17 protein-coding genes and 1 pseudogene are annotated in these 15,611 nt (G+C 60.2%); 12 read left to right on the plus strand and 6 right to left on the minus strand.

All coding sequences use genetic code 11. The features are described from left to right. Window positions 1-45: 45 nt before the first annotated feature. The 6 genes and pseudogenes from DBIPINDM_RS03180 (at window position 46) to DBIPINDM_RS03210 (ending at window position 6,893) form a co-directional block, all read left to right on the plus strand. Window positions 46-972, plus strand: a complete 927-nt coding sequence (locus DBIPINDM_RS03180) for an ArdC family protein (protein ID WP_258580727.1) — start codon at window positions 46-48, stop codon at window positions 970-972. A gap of 1,364 nt (window positions 973-2,336) precedes the next feature. Beyond that, window positions 2,337-2,648 carry a DUF736 domain-containing protein gene (locus tag DBIPINDM_RS03190; RefSeq protein WP_027054589.1) on the plus strand — a complete coding sequence of 104 codons (312 nt, stop codon included), beginning with the start codon at window positions 2,337-2,339 and terminating at the stop codon, window positions 2,646-2,648. Window positions 2,649-2,763: 115 nt separating this feature from the next. Further along, on the plus strand, window positions 2,764-3,009 hold the full coding sequence (locus tag DBIPINDM_RS03195; RefSeq protein WP_258580728.1) for a type II toxin-antitoxin system Phd/YefM family antitoxin: 246 nt from the start codon (window positions 2,764-2,766) through the stop codon (window positions 3,007-3,009). Next, the gene (locus tag DBIPINDM_RS03200; protein ID WP_183465714.1) at window positions 3,006-3,392 is read left to right on the plus strand and encodes a type II toxin-antitoxin system VapC family toxin; all 387 of its coding nucleotides are present in this window, start codon (window positions 3,006-3,008) and stop codon (window positions 3,390-3,392) included. The genes DBIPINDM_RS03195 and DBIPINDM_RS03200 overlap by 4 nt, the downstream gene beginning before the upstream one ends. Before the next feature lie 723 nt (window positions 3,393-4,115). After that, a pseudogene (locus tag DBIPINDM_RS03205) lies at window positions 4,116-4,265 on the plus strand (DUF736 family protein); the annotation flags it as partial. Between the two features lie 261 nt (window positions 4,266-4,526). Further along, a complete protein-coding gene (locus DBIPINDM_RS03210; protein ID WP_416361695.1) occupies window positions 4,527-6,893 on the plus strand; it encodes a TOTE conflict system archaeo-eukaryotic primase domain-containing protein in 2,367 nt (788 codons plus the stop codon). Between the two features lie 36 nt (window positions 6,894-6,929). Here DBIPINDM_RS03210 and DBIPINDM_RS03215 read toward each other — a convergent pair whose 3' ends face one another. Next, window positions 6,930-7,229: a DUF736 domain-containing protein gene (locus tag DBIPINDM_RS03215; protein WP_258580730.1), complete on the minus strand. Its 300-nt coding sequence runs from the start codon at window positions 7,227-7,229 to the stop codon at window positions 6,930-6,932. 292 nt (window positions 7,230-7,521) lie between these two features. Between DBIPINDM_RS03215 and DBIPINDM_RS03220 the strand changes: the two genes are divergently transcribed. From DBIPINDM_RS03220 to DBIPINDM_RS03230, 4 genes are read left to right on the plus strand one after another with little or no spacing between them, the layout of a single operon-like run. Then, the gene (locus tag DBIPINDM_RS03220) at window positions 7,522-8,100 is read left to right on the plus strand and encodes a hypothetical protein (RefSeq protein ID WP_258580731.1); all 579 of its coding nucleotides are present in this window, start codon (window positions 7,522-7,524) and stop codon (window positions 8,098-8,100) included. Continuing rightward, window positions 8,097-8,441 carry a hypothetical protein gene (locus DBIPINDM_RS03225; RefSeq protein ID WP_258580732.1) on the plus strand — a complete coding sequence of 115 codons (345 nt, stop codon included), beginning with the start codon at window positions 8,097-8,099 and terminating at the stop codon, window positions 8,439-8,441. The genes DBIPINDM_RS03220 and DBIPINDM_RS03225 overlap by 4 nt, the downstream gene beginning before the upstream one ends. A 24-nt stretch (window positions 8,442-8,465) precedes the next feature. Then, entirely contained in the window at window positions 8,466-8,753 is a 288-nt protein-coding gene (locus tag DBIPINDM_RS43300) for a hypothetical protein (protein WP_318036883.1), read from the plus strand. Then, window positions 8,642-9,490, plus strand: coding sequence for a thermonuclease family protein (locus DBIPINDM_RS03230; RefSeq protein ID WP_258580733.1), 849 nt, complete (start codon window positions 8,642-8,644; stop codon window positions 9,488-9,490). The genes DBIPINDM_RS43300 and DBIPINDM_RS03230 overlap by 112 nt, the downstream gene beginning before the upstream one ends. Window positions 9,491-9,938: 448 nt before the next feature. On the opposite strand, the gene DBIPINDM_RS03235 is transcribed toward DBIPINDM_RS03230, so the two are convergent. From DBIPINDM_RS03235 to DBIPINDM_RS03245, 3 genes are all read right to left on the minus strand, one after another. Beyond that, window positions 9,939-10,226 (minus strand): WGR domain-containing protein, encoded by a 288-nt coding sequence (locus DBIPINDM_RS03235; protein WP_123170490.1) that lies wholly within the window; start codon window positions 10,224-10,226, stop codon window positions 9,939-9,941. A 214-nt stretch (window positions 10,227-10,440) separates the two neighbouring features. After that, entirely contained in the window at window positions 10,441-10,782 is a 342-nt protein-coding gene (locus DBIPINDM_RS03240) for a hypothetical protein (RefSeq protein ID WP_258580734.1), read from the minus strand. Beyond that, a complete protein-coding gene (locus tag DBIPINDM_RS03245; RefSeq protein WP_258580735.1) occupies window positions 10,779-11,471 on the minus strand; it encodes a ParA family protein in 693 nt (230 codons plus the stop codon). The genes DBIPINDM_RS03240 and DBIPINDM_RS03245 overlap by 4 nt, the downstream gene beginning before the upstream one ends. Window positions 11,472-11,799: 328 nt before the next feature. On the opposite strand from DBIPINDM_RS03245, the gene DBIPINDM_RS03250 reads away from it, so the two are divergent. After that, a complete protein-coding gene (locus tag DBIPINDM_RS03250; RefSeq protein WP_258580736.1) occupies window positions 11,800-12,210 on the plus strand; it encodes a hypothetical protein in 411 nt (136 codons plus the stop codon). After that, window positions 12,207-14,711 carry a relaxase/mobilization nuclease domain-containing protein gene (locus tag DBIPINDM_RS03255; protein ID WP_258580737.1) on the plus strand — a complete coding sequence of 835 codons (2,505 nt, stop codon included), beginning with the start codon at window positions 12,207-12,209 and terminating at the stop codon, window positions 14,709-14,711. The genes DBIPINDM_RS03250 and DBIPINDM_RS03255 overlap by 4 nt, the downstream gene beginning before the upstream one ends. Window positions 14,712-14,843: 132 nt before the next feature. Here the strand turns inward: DBIPINDM_RS03255 and DBIPINDM_RS03260 are convergent, their stop codons facing one another. Further along, window positions 14,844-15,125 (minus strand): helix-turn-helix domain-containing protein, encoded by a 282-nt coding sequence (locus DBIPINDM_RS03260; protein ID WP_006205593.1) that lies wholly within the window; start codon window positions 15,123-15,125, stop codon window positions 14,844-14,846. After that, a complete protein-coding gene (locus DBIPINDM_RS03265) occupies window positions 15,122-15,445 on the minus strand; it encodes a type II toxin-antitoxin system RelE/ParE family toxin (protein WP_258580738.1) in 324 nt (107 codons plus the stop codon). The genes DBIPINDM_RS03260 and DBIPINDM_RS03265 overlap by 4 nt, the downstream gene beginning before the upstream one ends. Window positions 15,446-15,611 lie beyond the last annotated feature (166 nt).

Here is a 15,611-nt window from a genome sequence, read left to right on the forward strand (position 1 = left end):
CCTCGTGACGGCCGCGATTGGCGCGGCCGCGGATGGAGGTTTGAAATGGACAGGAAGAGCAGCAAGCCCCGCGTCGACATCTACGCGAAAATCACCGATCGCATCGTCGCGGACCTGGAAAAGGGTGTGCGCCCATGGGTGAGGCCGTGGAGCGTGGGCAATGCGAAAGGTCGCATCACGCGCCCGCTACGCCACAATGGCCTTCCGTATCAGGGCATCAATACCTTGCTTCTGTGGTCGGAGGCCGCTTCGAAAGGCTTCGTCTCTCCGACGTGGATAACCTTCAAGCAGAGCGTCGAACTGGGGGGTCATGTCCGAAAGGGGGAGACCGGCTCCATGGTGGTTTTTGCCAGCCGCTTCACCAGGACCGAAACCGATGCTCATGGCGAAGAAGTCGAACGGGGCATTCCGTTCCTGAAAGCCTACACGGTGTTTTGCGCCGACCAGATTGAAGGTCTGCCGCCGCACTATCATGCGGCGCCAGAGCCTGCTGCCGATCCTGTCCAGCGCATCGAGCACGCCGACCGTTTTTTCGACAACACCGGAGCGGTTGTGCGATATGGCGGAGACAAGGCCTATTATTCTCCCTCTTCCGACCATGTGCAGTTGCCGTCACCGGGATTCTTCCGGGACATGGCTTCATTTGTCGCTACGAGAGCCCACGAGACTCTGCATTGGACATCGGCTCCTCAGCGGCTGAACAGGGACCTCAGCCGCTACCACGAGGATCGCACGGATCGCGCGCGCGAAGAATTGCTCGTGGAGCTTGGTGCTGCGATGCTCTGCGCGGACCTCGATATCGTCCCCGAGCTCGAGCCGAGGCCCGATCATGCCGCCTATATTCAGGGCTGGGCCAGCCTGCTGGGCAGCGACAAGCGGGCGATCTTTCAGGCAGCCGCCCACGCGCAACGCGCGGTCAATTATCTCCACGAATTCCAGCCGCAGGCGGAAGAATTGGGGAGGGCGGCCTGATGTTACGCGCTCCGCTCTTGCAAGGGGAGGGCGCCGAGCCCTCCCTGATCCGCCTTCGTGTCCTGAGTCTGGGGCGCAGGTGTGCAATCGACCACGCTCGCCCTGATGGCGGCACATGGTCATTTCGGGCCTTTGGATTGCGCTATATTCGCCGATGCTCGCTGGGAACCGGTCGCCGTCGACGAGCATTTGCGCTGGCTATGTCGCCGAATGAGCTGCCCCTTGCCGGTTCGTCTCGGACGGCAATCTGCGCGAAAATCGCCTCTACGCCGCTGAGGGCAAGCGTTGGGCATCGATTCCCGCTTCTACCCGCACCGTCGACCGGCGCGCCAATGTCTTGATCGGCATGACCCGCTGGCAGTGCACGACCACAGCCGGCGGATCGAAACGATCCCGCGCCGGTTAGCCTCACGCGCTGGCGCTCGCTGCAGCATCCGGTCGCCACTCAATGGCTCGGAATCCGCCCAAAAGCGCCTGCATCGGCTGCCCCATCTACGCCAACAGCCTCTGGCGATCCATGCGTGACAATGACGCCGAGGCATGTCCCCGATGCTGTCGACGTTGACCGGGCAACTCGCACCGGCCTGCGCGGTATCGGCGGCGAGGTCTTTCTGCACCGATCCGGCGTTCCCCTTGGCGAAGTCGGTTTGTCGACGGCACAGGCCAGCTCGATTTGTTAATGTGAAGGGATGTGCGCCGTGTGATCGTCCAGCCTGGCAAGCGTCGTTGGCTACACCGGCACTGCACAGCAGGCTGAAGGCCCCGCCTTGCGGCGGACGCCTGTTCGGGCGGTAACCCGGAGCCGAAGCCTGATCAGCCGGCCCGTACCGGCGTCCAATCCAAGATGGCTATCGACGACTGCTATGCGGCCGTTCCTGCTTGAAGCAGCGGATTACCGGGCTCCTGGAGATTCGCCTCTCGGCCCCGTCGTCGTTCGACCGATATGAGGAGACTGGTGCGTCTTTCCGGCCACGGGGCCGTCGTTCTGCAATGACGCGTGACGGGGACGGCCGGGCTTGATGGCGCTCCAACGTGGCTGCGGTTGCGGCGATCATGCCGATAGGCTTCGCCTGTCGTCCTTGGCCGGGGTTTCATGGAAGGCCGCACCACCTGCGTCCTCGATGTGGCTGGTCTGACCGAAGGCCGTCTTCGCTTCGCTTCGCCTCGTTCTCAACCTGCAACAGCCGGTCGTGACTTTCTTCCCCTGCTGGCTTCGCCATCATTCCTCGCGGAACAAGAAAGCCTCGCCCTGGCTGCCCTTCACTGTCGTTCCGGCCCTTCGGGTGCGGGCCGATCGCCTCCGGTCTGTCGACCGCCATCGAGGTCGCGGTGGTCGCGGCCCGAGAAACTCAAGGAGACGACAAATGGCTACCATCGGCACTTTCACCTCAAACGGCAACTCCGGATTTTCCGGAGCCATCAAGACCCTCAACCTCAACGTCAAGGCCAAGCTGATCCGCGTCGAGAACCCTTCCGACAAAGGCCCTCACTTCCGCGTCTACTCGGGTAGCGTCGATCTCGGAGCCGCCTGGCAGAAGGTCTCCAACGAGGGCCGCGACTACCTCTCGGTCAAGCTGGACGACCCGAGCTTCCCCGCTCCGATCTACGCCACCCTGATCGAGGTGGAAGGCGAGGAAGGCCTGCAGCTGATCTGGTCTCGCCCCAACCGGGACTGAGGATCTCGCGCGAGGGCTCCGCCGCAAGGCGGGGCCTTCAGCCTTCTTCGGCAGGTGCACTTGAACGTCAGGCACGCATAGACTAAGTTGCATGGACTAAGTCATGGAGCCAGCAATGCGCACCGTCAATATCCACGAGGCCAAGACGCATCTGTCACGCCTTATAGACAAGGCGGCCAAGGGCGAATCTTTCATCATCGCCAAATCCGGCAAGCCGATGGTGAAGGTCGTCGCGATAGACGCTCCTGCGGCCGGCGAAATGCGTCGCGTCGGGTTTATGGCCGGGCAGTTTTCCGTTCCGGACGATTTTGATCGCATGGCCGGTGAGGAAATCGAGAAGCTGTTTGGCGGCGACGCATGAAACTTCTGCTCGATACCCATCTTCTGCTCTGGGCGGCGGGCGAGCCCGACAAGCTCCCGCCTGCCGCCCTCGCTGAGATCGAGAATGCCGACAACGACCTGACGTTCAGCGCTGCAAGTCTCTGGGAGATTGCGATCAAACGGGGTCTGGGCCGCGCTGATTTCACGGTCGATGCGCGTCTTTTGCGCAGGGCCCTGATCGACAACGGCTATTATGAGCTGCCAATCACAAGCGAGCATGCCATAGCCGTGGAGGGGCTTCCCCCCATCCACAAGGACCCCTTCGATCGGATCCTGATTGCTCAGTCGATCGTCGAGGGCATTACATTGCTGACCGTCGACGATCTGGTTGCACAATATCCCGCGCCTATCCGTCGCCTTTGATAACCTCCGCCCGGAGCCCGAGCCACAGATCGGCTGCTTCAGCGAGGCCTTCTTCCTGCCGCTCCCGCGCCGTTCATCGCCCGCCCAAGTTATTGTGAAAACGCGCCGAACAGAGACCCCAAGCACTGGACGCCCAAATATCTGATCCACTGCTCTTTCCAGGATTTTCGACGGGCCACTTCCGGACCCCATGCCATTACCCGGTCGGCCTGACGAGTGACGTCGAGCCGCTCACATTGCCACCCTGCCACGACGTCTCGGTTCTGGTGTCGGCGTTGGCGCGATGTGAACACGACCCTGCCTGCTAGGTCTGGGCAGATCCGCAGACTGCCCGTCGTTGGGACGGACGGTCGATCGAACAAGGCGCCGTCTCATGGCGATGACGCCGGTGACGGAACGCCATCTTCATTCCCGTTTCCGAAAGCACGTCCATCTGCGTCCTCGATGTGACTGGTCTGACCGAAGGCCGATCCCGCAGCGCGGGCTCTCGATCTTGTCCCGGCAACGGCCTGCGCGACTTTCTTCCCCTGCCGGCTGCGCCGCCATTCCTCGCGATCCAAGAAAGTCGCTCCCGGCCGCCTTCCACTTCGTTCCAGCCCTAAGGACCACCCCATTGCGCACGCGCAACGGGGACCCCGGTGGGTGCGGGTCGATCGCCTCCGTTCCACCGACCGTCATCGAGGTCGCGATGGGCGCGGCCCGACCAACAAAGGAATGAAACAAATGGCTACCATCGGCACCTTCACCTCCACCGGCAACGGTTTCACCGACACGATCAAAACCCTCAACCTCAACGTCAAGGCCAAGCTGATCCGCGTCGAGAACCCTTCCGACAAAGGCCCTCACTTCCGCGTCTACTCGGGTAGCGTCGATTATGCAGAGAGCGGGATTATGCGGAGTTATGGTCGCTGAAGTCTGGATTTGCCGGCGGTTGCGGCGGATTCTGCTCCGCATAATCTCGGAGCCTTCGGGCTAGTGAGATGGATGGTGTCGGTCTTAAAGTGCGAGCGTCTTTGGCCTATGCTAATCCGCATGATCATCTAGGCGAAAGCTACAAAGTTGGCGGAAAAGAGTGTTCCCTGGGATAACATCGCGCGCATTCGACGGCGGTTGGCCGATCTGAATGATGAGCGGATGGCGCTTGAGCGTGAACTGGAAGCGTTTGAGCAACAGCTAATTTCCGATAGCCAAGCCGACGTGGAGAAGCCAGCCTTCGCCGATGCACCTATTACCAACAGCTCACCGTCGATGGAAAAGGTGGAGTTGTTCCGGCAGCTGTTTGCCGGGCGCGCCGATGTTTTTCCGGTACGATGGGAAAATAGAAAGGATGGACGCACCGGCTATTCGCCTTCCTGTTCCAACGAGTGGGCGAAAGGAATCTGCGGCAAGCCAAAGGTGAAATGCGGGGACTGCCCGCATCAGGCTTTCATCCCATATTCCGAAGATATCATCGAAAAGCACCTCCGTGGCGGCGATGCTCGCTCAAGCGACTTTGTTGCCGGCGTATATCCATTGCTGCAAGACGAAACATGCTGGTTCCTTGCTGCTGACTTCGACAAGGAAAGCTGGGCGGATGATACCAGAGCTTTGCTGGCAACATGTCGTGCAAAAGGTATTGCCGCAGCCCTCGAACGCTCGAGGCCGGGAAACGGAGGCCATGTCTGGATATTCTTCTCCGAGCCCGTTCCCGCGAAGATCGCCCGACAACTTGGTGCCGCGCTGATAACAGAGACGATGGAGAACCGTCCCGAGATCGGCTTCACATCGTATGACCGTTTCTTTCCCAATCAGGACACGATGCCACTTGGCGGCTTCGGTAATTTGATCGCGCTTCCCTTACAAAGGAAGGCTCGAGAAAATGGCAACAGCGTTTTTGTCGATGGCGACTTGCGACCTTACGATGATCAGTGGGCGTACCTGTCGTCGTTGAGCAGGCTATCGGCAGACGAAGTCTTCAGGATCGCCGACGAAGCTGAATTGGCGGGGCGGGTCTTGGGGGTCCGGATGCCGGTTGATGACGAACATGCCGACGAGCCGTGGAAGATGTTGCCGTCACGTCGTAGCGAGCCACGGCGAATAGAAGCTGCTATCCCGCAAAGCATCAAGGTCGTAGTCGCAGATCAGGTCTACCTCGATAGGACGGAACTTCCGCCGGCGCTGATCGCACAGTTCGTGCGTCTGGCAGCGTTCCAAAATCCGGAATTCTATCGCGCGCAAGCAATGCGACTGCCGACATTCGGCAAGCCGCGGATTATCTCCTGTGCCGAGCTTCATCCACGCCATGTCGCGCTGCCACGAGGCTGCTTCGACGAAACTGTAGAGCTGATCAGGGGCCATGGCGCGATCGCCATTTTGGAGGATCTCCGCGAAGATGGAGAGGCTCTACCCACCGGCGTCTCGTTCCAAGGGGAACTGCGACGGTCACAATCGCGGGCCTTTGATGCTCTTGTCGCCAACGATAACGGCGTGCTCGCCGCCACGACCGCATTCGGCAAGACAGTTGTCGCAGCTGCACTCATAGCACATCGCAGCCGCAACACGCTGGTTCTTGTTCACCGCAGGGAGCTTCTCACCCAATGGGTAGAGCGTCTGAGTTCCTTCCTGAGCATCGAACCAAAGCAGATCGGCATCATCGGTGGCGGGAAAAGGAAGCCAACAGGGATCATCGACGTGGCGCTGATCCAAAGTTTGGTTCGGAATGGCGAGGTCGATGACATTGTCGGCAATTACGGTCATCTGATTGTCGATGAGTGCCACCATCTGTCCGCTTCAAGTTTTGAACTCGTCGCTCGCAGGTCCAAGGCGCGATACGTGGTTGGCCTATCAGCGACGGTCGCCCGAAAGGACGGCCATCATCCGATCATCTTCATGCAATGCGGCCCCGTTCGCCATCGGGTCGATGCGAGAGTTCAAGCTGCCGAGCGTGGTATTCGCCACCGTGCCCGCGACCGTTCGACGAAGTTTGAGTTGCCAGCGTCACTCGTCTCGGCCGAGCGCTCGTCAATGCCAGCGATCTATGCGGCCCTTGCGCAGGACCAAGGCCGAAATGACCTGATATTCGATGACGTGTTGAAATCCCTCGAGGCCAGACGTTCGCCCATCCTGCTAACGGAGCGGAAGGATCACCTCGATTATCTCCAGCAGAGGTTCTCGCCGTTTGTAAAAAACCTCGTGGTGCTGCGCGGTGGCATGTCGGCGAAGGATCGCAAGCAAGCCAACACGGCGTTGAATGTCGCAGACGATGATGAGCGCCTGATACTTGCGATAGGCCGCTATATCGGGGAAGGGTTCGATGACGCCCGGCTCGACACATTGTTCCTGACCATGCCGATCGCCTGGAAGGGAACTCTGGCGCAGTATGTCGGCCGTCTGCATCGCCAGCATGATGATAAGAAAGACGTCTTGGTCGTCGATTACGTCGATAGCACCGTTCCTGTGCTGGCCCGGATGGCCGCAAAGCGACGAGTGGGTTATCGTGCGCTGGGCTACGTGATTGAGTGATAGCGCCCCGCTTTGAGCGGAGCGCCGTGGTGCTGGTCAGCGTGACCAGATGAGCTTGTGCTCGCCCTTGTCACCCTGGACGAGGGATGCGTAGACCGGGGCCGTGAAGCACGGATCGTCGAGCTTGAGCGAGAGGTATTCGGCGCCCGTTTCCCGGGCGGTCCGGCTCCAGCCTGCTCCGAACTCGACGCCCGTTGCTGTGACGCGGAAGTCGGGTGCGCGGTCGTTGTCGCGGTCGCAGGGCTTGATGGTGGCCTTGACGTTGAGGGTTAGGGTCTTGATGGTGCCTGCGTATGCGCCGGTTTCGTCGCGGGTGAAGGTGCCGATCTGAGCCATTGTCGTATCTCCTGAGGTTGTTCGAAGCCGCCCGATGCGGCCTCGATGGCGGTCGACAGGCGACGGATTGGACGGAATGCATCCGCAGGACCGCAGCGTTACCGAAGGACGGCGGCAGCCGAGCTTGTTGGCTCGCGAGGAATGACCGCTTGCGGTCAGGGGAAGAAGGTCGGCGGAGCCGTTGCAGGCCAAGGCCGGACCGGCGCCAGACCAGCCCAAAAGAGAGGCCGTATGGGGGACTTTCGCGCCGTCAGCAGAGAACGACGTGAATGATCGATGTCTCCTCATCAGCATGATCAGCGCCGCCGCGGGTGCATCACCACACCCGTCGTCGCAGCCGCCGTCTCCCGATGCACAAGACACGCTGCGCGTGCCTCTTTTAGCAAACCCAGGGGTGATGCTGGAAAAGCTGCCCGCCGACGCTGGAATGGCTTTGAAACCTCCGATTTGTTGCTACGCGCCGGACTTCCCCGGCGTCAACAAGCAAATCGAGGAAATCAGCGTGACAAAGCGAAAGTATAGACATCGCCGCAGTGTCGATGTTCGGATCAACTGGCTACAGCCACATGTTGACAGGTTCAAGGAGTGGCTTTCTCAGCAGAATTATTCCCCCGCAACGATCGTCGAGGTGGTGCGTCTACTGGCACTATGGGGTGACTGGGTACGAGCGACCGTTTTCGACATTGGCGCGCTCGCGGTTGGCTTCTCTGCATCGGCGTCGGTGTTCCAGGGCAGCAAAAGCGCGCGCGCTCCGCAGGGTGCGGCCGCGCTGTTCGTCTCTTATTTGCGCGAGAAAACATTCTGCCTGCAGAGCTGCACACGTCGCTGGAGGAGACCAGGCCAGCACTTGCCGCGTTCCGGTTCTGGATGAAGGAGCAGCGTGGTATCAAGGATTCCACGCTCGATACCTATCAGCCAATCTTAATCGACCTTCTGTTGTCGCTCGGCACTGATCCAAAGGTTTATACGGCGACCGCGATCCGTGGCTTCGTGCTCGACCGCGCGAAACCGCATGGCCGCGCTCGGGCTCAGGGTATCACTGTCGCATCGCGCGCCTACCTCAAATACCTTGTGGCGATCGGGCGATGCCCCGCTGGCCGGGAATATGCGGTTCCGAGCTTTGCAAGCTGGCAAATGGCACCGACACCGCGCTTCCTTGGGCAAAGCGATATCGACCGGCTCCTTGCCGCTTGTGATGGCGAAGACCGGTAACGTGATCGCGCCGTCTTGCTGCTCTTGGCTCGGCTGGGTCTCAGGGCGAGCGAGGTCGCCAATCTCACCTTTGGTGACATCGATTGGAAGCATGGTCGAATAACGCTTGATTTAAAAACGGGCGAGCCGTGGAGCGGTTCCGATAAGATTGTGGACTTTCCGTGTATTCTGGGCGCATTCTTGCGCCGGGGAGAAGGGGCTTGGATAAATCCCGCTATAATGATCGGTCGAGCCCGTGGCGCAAGCGTACTGGCGCAGGACGCTCGCTCGTACGGCGCCGGGCCAGCGTGCCGATGCGGCTGGTCTTCGTGACCATGGCTGCGGCTTTCGCTCTGGTGACGCAGTTTGTCATGCATAACAGCGGATCGCTGCCGGAAATCAATCTGCAGAACTTAATCAAGCCGAGGCCGGCAGCAATTGCTGGGATCGCATCTGTGATCGACGGCGACACGATCGAGATCCATGGCCAGCGCATTCGCTTCAATGGTATCGATGCACCGGAGTCAGCACAGCAGTGCGACGCCGCCAACGGCTTCCAGTATCAATGTGGCGCCAAGTCCGCCGCCGCTCTCGATGCCTTTCTCGCCGCCTCCCGACCGATCCAGTGCATGTTTGTGTCATGGGATCGGTACGGCCGCTATGTTGGCAATTGTAGCCGGGCCGATGGGGTCAGCGTCGCCGCCTGGATGGTCGAGAACGGCCAAGCTCTTGATTGGCCGAAATACAGCCAAGGTGCCTACGCCATGCTACAGGAGAAGGCCAAGGCGGCAAGGGTTGGCATCTGGGCAGGAACGTTTGAAGCGCCTTGGGATTGGCGTGCCGAGCATCGCGCTGACAGCGAACAGCCATCGACGATCGCTCCCCTGCTCGCAGCTTCGCCCAGTGCCTGCAATATCAAGGGCAACATCAACGCCCGCGGTGAGCACATCTATCACATGCCCGGCCAAGAGTATTACGATCGCACGGTCATAACGACCAACAAGGGAGAGCGGTGGTTCTGCAGCGCGGAAGAAGCGGTGGCCGCCGGTTGGCGCAAAGCAAAGCGTTAAGCCACAGGGGCAGGGTGCCCTGTTTTTTACTGCGCTGGCGCGGGCGGTGCAACATCGGCGAAGGCCCCGAAACTGCGACCATGCGGCAGCAGCGTCAAGATCACTGACTTCCGACTGGCGACATCGACCCGGCGCGGGCGACATCGCGCCCGCGCCGGGTCGACGGCAAGGTGGTCAAGGCGAAAACGGCTAGACCGAGCAGGGTCACCCAATGGCACCGCATCAAGTGCTTCAACAGCCTCGCCGAAACTTGGCAGAAGCACGCAAGGGCATGACGGTCGCGGTCTTGGGCGCATCCACTACACCAGTGGACGGACAACGCGGCATCGAGCGCTACAGCTCCGAAATCGTTGTCGGCGCCGTCGAATTCCCCGCTTGACCCAAGCGCGACAGCTCCAACCAGAGCGAGGACACGAACGACTTCGCCTGGCTCCCGTCGCCCCAGCGGCTACCCTGTCAACCAGACGGGATCGCTTCTGCGTGTCGGGTAGGCGGATCGCGGCTGATAGCCGCGCATCCGCTTGGCGCGCAGAAGCTCGAGGAAAAGCTCGACGGCTTCGCCCTCGGTATCGAAGGAGTGCTGTACCGTGCGGCCGGTGGTTCCGATCCGGCCCCAACGGCGGACCAGGCAGGTCTGGCCGAACAGGGTCTCCTCGATCGACAGCGCATAGAAGCGCGCCATGTTCCGATCCGCGTCGCGGCGTTCGATCCAGAGGCGATAGAGCTGCGCGATCATTGCGGACAGAATCGCGCAGCCGGACGCGCGCGTCCAATGAATGGTTTGAATCAGCGGACGCGGATCGATTCACTCTCGTGATGGATGGAACCGAACGCTAGTCGTTCAGCAGCGTCTTTGATGGCCTTCCCCGGAGAGATGTAGCCAATCCTCGTTGGGCCCGAGTCATGGGCGGTCGGTCGTAACGAAAATCGACGCTGATTGGCGCGTCTGGCTACTTTCGCTGCCGAGCAAGGAATTCCGTTATCAGGCCCTGCACCACCTCCTGCATGGTTGTTCTATTGCGCGCGCAATGGACCTGCAGCTCGATCATCTGCGAGACCGGAATGCGTGTGTGCAGCCGGGCTGTTCCGCCGTCTGCCTTTGGCCTTTCGAGCTTCGCTTTCGCCGCTCCGGCAGACTGGGTTCTCGTCTGCTGCTCGAGGCTGTCCGTTTCGCTGATGCTGGACTCCACTATGGCAGCCATGTTGCGTGAGAACGGATCATCCGAACGGGCACGTGGTTTCAAGGCGGGCAGCGGCAGCTGGTTTGCGGTCCGATCGTTTTTCTCGTTCATTGGGGGGTGGCTCCGTTCAGTTTGCTGATGATCTCGGCGGTCAGGGCATTCGTCTGGTCGCGAGCATCCTGCACGGCCTTGTTCACAGGCTGGACTTCGTAAAGCGTCCCGGCGGTTGCGATTGAGGCGAAGGTCGGCCGCTGCGACAAAAAGGTCTCAAGCACGCTGGCATCAGCCTGCCGCAACAACTGGATCGCTGTGCGGAAGGCCATCGTGTTGTGCTCGATCCCCGAAACCATGTTGAGCATCACCGCGTAAGGAATTTTGCGGTGGCGCCCTCCAAGCGAGCGGATGTGCCGGATCAGACCGAGGCATTGCTTGACATCGAAGACGTGCGCTTTCGTCGGAATCAGCACGAAGTCGGCGTTGGCGACGGCCGGGCCGAGTGCGGCCACGGCCGTGCCCTGGACATCCACCAGCAGCAGGTCCTCGGCGTCGGATTGCGCCAGGCGATCGATCAGTTCGTCGGTCGAGCCGATGGGAATGACGTCGATGTTTGAAAGAGCGTACCCGGCGCGGCGACTGTTTTTGCTCCACTCCACCGCGGACAGTTGCGGATCGGTGTCGAGCACCGTCACCCGATGACCGGCGGCGGCGAATTCGCCAGCGAGCAGGATGGTGGTCATGGTCTTGCCGACCCCGCCTTTGGGAGAGGCCACTGTGATTTGCACCGCGCGTTGTTCCGGCATTGTTTTTTCCCAATGTTCGCGTTCGACTTTGGCGTCAAGGCACATAGGCGATTTGGCGCCAAAGTGACTTTCTTGCATTATGCCTATGCGCCGATGCAACAAAGTGCCAAGGCACATAAGTGTCTACGTGATAATATAAATTTGCGCATCGGTGCAATGTTCCGTGATGCATAATTGGTTCTGGACTAGCGAGTCATCGGATCAGTATAATGTTGTATGGTGAATTGACAAGATACGCAATTTGGGTCCAAATTGGCTGAGCAGGTCGTCGCTTCGCTTCGACCTGGACCGTCTTCGACGTGAGGCCCATCCGCCATAGCGAGGAATTTTGGACACCAGCGCCGCCCACAAGGACACTCGAAAGCGTTCCCGGATCGATATCGGGCCGGAGGCAGGCGCGCTCCTGGATGAGGCCTGCAAGGTGTTCCAGCTTGACCGAGCGGAGACGTTGCGGCGCATTATCCGGGCCAGCCTGGATGTCGGTCCCGCTCTGTCAGCTGAGAATTCACGCACTGTCGCGGCGTTGGCCTCGCAACTCCGGATGGTCGGCCGAAACCTCAGCCAGCTTCTCCATGCCATTCATTCCGGCCACGCTGCCCCCATGGAGGCGGCGTTGCCGATATGGGAAGCGCTGGATGAGAGGGTGAAAGCTGTCGACGCCGAATTGACGGCGATGACGATCGCGCATGGCCTGAAACTTCGGAAGGCGGCGCATCTGCTGGATGGTGAGGGCGCGTGAACCTCGACCAGTCTTCCATACAGGCCATAGCCGATCGAATTCGCGCGAGCGCGGCTTTTGAAGACGAGAACCGCAAGCGCCGGCATCGGGCCATGTTGTCCTTTGCTGGAAATGACGATGATTGGTTGCTCAAGACGATTCGCAGCCGGAAGGGGGAGGGCGGTTTCGGGGCAAGCCAGCCGCCTGAACCGGCCGTGCCGCGCTCGTCTCCCGGGGAGCTGGAGCCGCCGCGCGGTAAAGCCGGGCGACTAAACCTCGCCCCGCCAACGAAGCGGCGGAAGCTCGCCGGCGGACCTGCACCGAGGGCCGCTGCCGACAAGCTGGCGGCCGGGTATCAGCCGGCCGTTCTGAAGGTGATTTCCTACGGGCATGGCGTCACAAGGGCAGCCGCCATCGGTCAATATATCCAGAAGGAGGGCGTCGCGCTCGAGACGCATGACGCGCGTATCCTGGCAACGCAGGAAGTCGTTGCCGAGGAAATGAAACAGTGGGGCAAGGGTTTCGACATGCGGCGGGAGAGCGAGGATGTTGCGACGTTTCGGCTTTCGCTGGCAGGGCAGGAGAATGCCGAGCGCCTTTCACAGGCAGTTCAGGCAGGTTTCGCCGGCCACGGTTTCGCCTATCGTATCGACACACTGCAGGACGGATCGAGCGTCGCGCGCGTCGTCGCGACCATGGCCGGACACAGCGTCGTGCGGGGTGAGAACGGGGACGACAAGGTGAAGCATCGGTTTCACCTTTCCGATCGGCGACAGCAGGATCGCCAGTTCTCGGCCCCCACCCGGGTCATGATCGCCACGCGGATCTCCGAGGCGCTTGGGGTCAGGGAGGTTGCCGTTTCGGTGAAGCCAATTGGGGAACCCAGCCACGGCAAAGCCGGTGTCGTGTTCCAGCTCTCGCGCCTTACCCATGACGGAGCGGCGATCGGCGCTGACGGCGTCACGATCGCGTCTGAGGAGGCGGTCCGGCAGACCGCGCAGTCCTGGGACAAGACGCTGAATTCCTACAAGCCTCGCGACACCATGCATATGATCCTGTCGGCCAAGGCAGGTGAGGACGGACAAGCCCTGGTGAGGGCCGCACGTGGGTTCCTGCATGAACAGTTCCCCAATCACAAATTCGCCTTTGGGATGCATGCCGACATGGCCGAGGAGGGCGGCCATATTCATGTCCATGCCATCGTCGCGGTGAAGGGTGAGGATGGTCAGCGATTGCGACCAGGTCCGGCCCAGCTTCGCGAATGGCGCGCGCTCTATGCCCAGCATGCACAAGCGCAGGGCATGAAAATCGTCGCGACTTCCGCGGCCTATCGAGCGTCATCACAAAGCTATGGTCCGCGCGACAAGGCGATTGTCTCGGCGGCCGACAAGCCACGGCAGGGCAGGGAAGCGCGGGATCGCGCCTATGCACGGGCGAACCCGCACGTCATTCAGAAGGCCCGCCAGCGGATCAACCATGCCAAGGCCAACCCAATAAAAATACCGGTTTCGGCTCGCCAGCTGAAAGCCACGCAAGCGGGCCTTCAGGACTGGCAATCTGTCGCTGCAGCTCAACCAAACAACGCGATGGCGAGTCAATTCAATGATCGGATGACGCAAGCCGTCAGGTCGGGTACTATTGTGACGGCTATTCGGGATGGAAAGGGTATTCGAATGAGTTCAGATGCCACCGCGGATCAAATGCGGGAAAACCTAAAGGAGATCAACGAGACCGTTAACAAGACCGCCGCCATGATGAACGGCCAGACAAAGGCCGAGTTCTTGCGACGCGCAGCGCCGACAATGGAACTACTGGCGATCCGAACAGATCTCAAATCTATGCAGGAACGCGGTGTGACGCACATTTCGCATGAAGAAGCGCATCAGATCGCCGGATCACGAAGTGAAGCGCTTATCGCAAGAGCATGGGAGATGGAAGATCAACAGTATAGGACCAAAGATCCGTCGGAATGGACGGATGTTGATGTAGCGGCGTTCGCAAGATCCGTGCAACGCTCAGATGATGAATTTTATTCGAAAAGAAACGCGGAAGATGAGCCCTTTGCTGAACATGTTAAAGATTATACTTGGGAAAAGGCGCGACAAGAATATGGTCCTGCTCAACATGAACCAGCGGTCGTGCAGCTCACAAATCGTGCACGTGAGATCGAGGCTACGGAGCACCTAGAGGCACAGCGCGCGAACGAAATCCGCAATCGTGCCATCGAGCAACAACTTCGTGATGAACATGCCGGCTCAATCGATCCGACATCGCTTGAGCAGGTTGCACAAGACCGCGAAATGGTTCGCAATGCCGAAAGCATCGCGGCGAAGGAAGCTCGCGAGGCGCAGGCTGCAAGCGAGGCCGCTCGCGCATTGGCGCAGAATCCGTCCGAACGGCTCGATCCAAACACGGTCAAGGGCGAACGTCTCGAAGAGCTGCAGCGCCTGCAATCGAAAAGCATCAACACCTCACCCGTGAATGGCAAGGAACCGGATTCACATAAGCCGCAAAAGCAATAGTCACCTCGCCATGCAGCACCGTTTAGGCTCGTTGTTCCCTAAGCCGGGCTCTGGCAGCGGCTCCGTTCGGCCCACGCTCGCGTCCAAACGCGGATGTACTCCGAGGAAAGGCGAGGATTAGACACCTCGTGATTATGCAACCTCCTTCACCCGGATTTCTATATCCAAGTGAGCGGAGGCGGCGATGTTGACGAGCGCGTCAAGCGAGAACTTGGCGAGCTTACCGCGCAGCAGATCATTGATACGAGGGCGCGTCAGGCCGAGCCGCTTGGCGGCTTCCTCCTGGGGAATGCCCCAACGCTGGACTGCCTTACGGATTTCGTAGAGCAGCGCCGAGCGCGCTTTAAGGTTTGCTGCCTCCTGTTCGGTGTCCGCCAGGGCGTCCCAGACGTTCTCATAGATTTCTACGTTCATCGTTCTGCCTTCCATCGTTTTAGCCGTTGAGCCGCCAGATCGAGGTCTTTTTTGGATGTGGCCTGTGTCTTCTTCTGGAACGCATGAAGCACCAAAACGCGGTCCTCCAGCGTTGCCAGATAGATGACGCGGAACGCTCCCGATGCCTCCCGGACTCTGATTTCCCTGACGCCGGCCCCCACGATCTGCATAGGCTTCCAGTCGTCGGGATCGTCGCCGCGCTGGACAAGTTCGAGCTGCCAGCCGGCCTCTATCCGCGCATCGTCAGGAAACGCTCGAACATTCGCTCTGCTGCTTCCAAGCCATTCAATCACCTTCATCGGGGTGCACTGTATCGGTTTTGATACAGGTTGGGTAGAGTGAAAATCAATCGCATTTTACGGACCAGCAATCAGCTCACGTCCCCACCCAGAACCGGGAGGCGCAACGAAACGGTTCGATGCGCCCGCCATCGGATTAGGGACGCTTCGTCTTGTTCTCACACTC

This window comes from Mesorhizobium sp. AR02 (genome assembly GCF_024746835.1).
Lineage (GTDB): Bacteria > Pseudomonadota > Alphaproteobacteria > Rhizobiales > Rhizobiaceae > Mesorhizobium.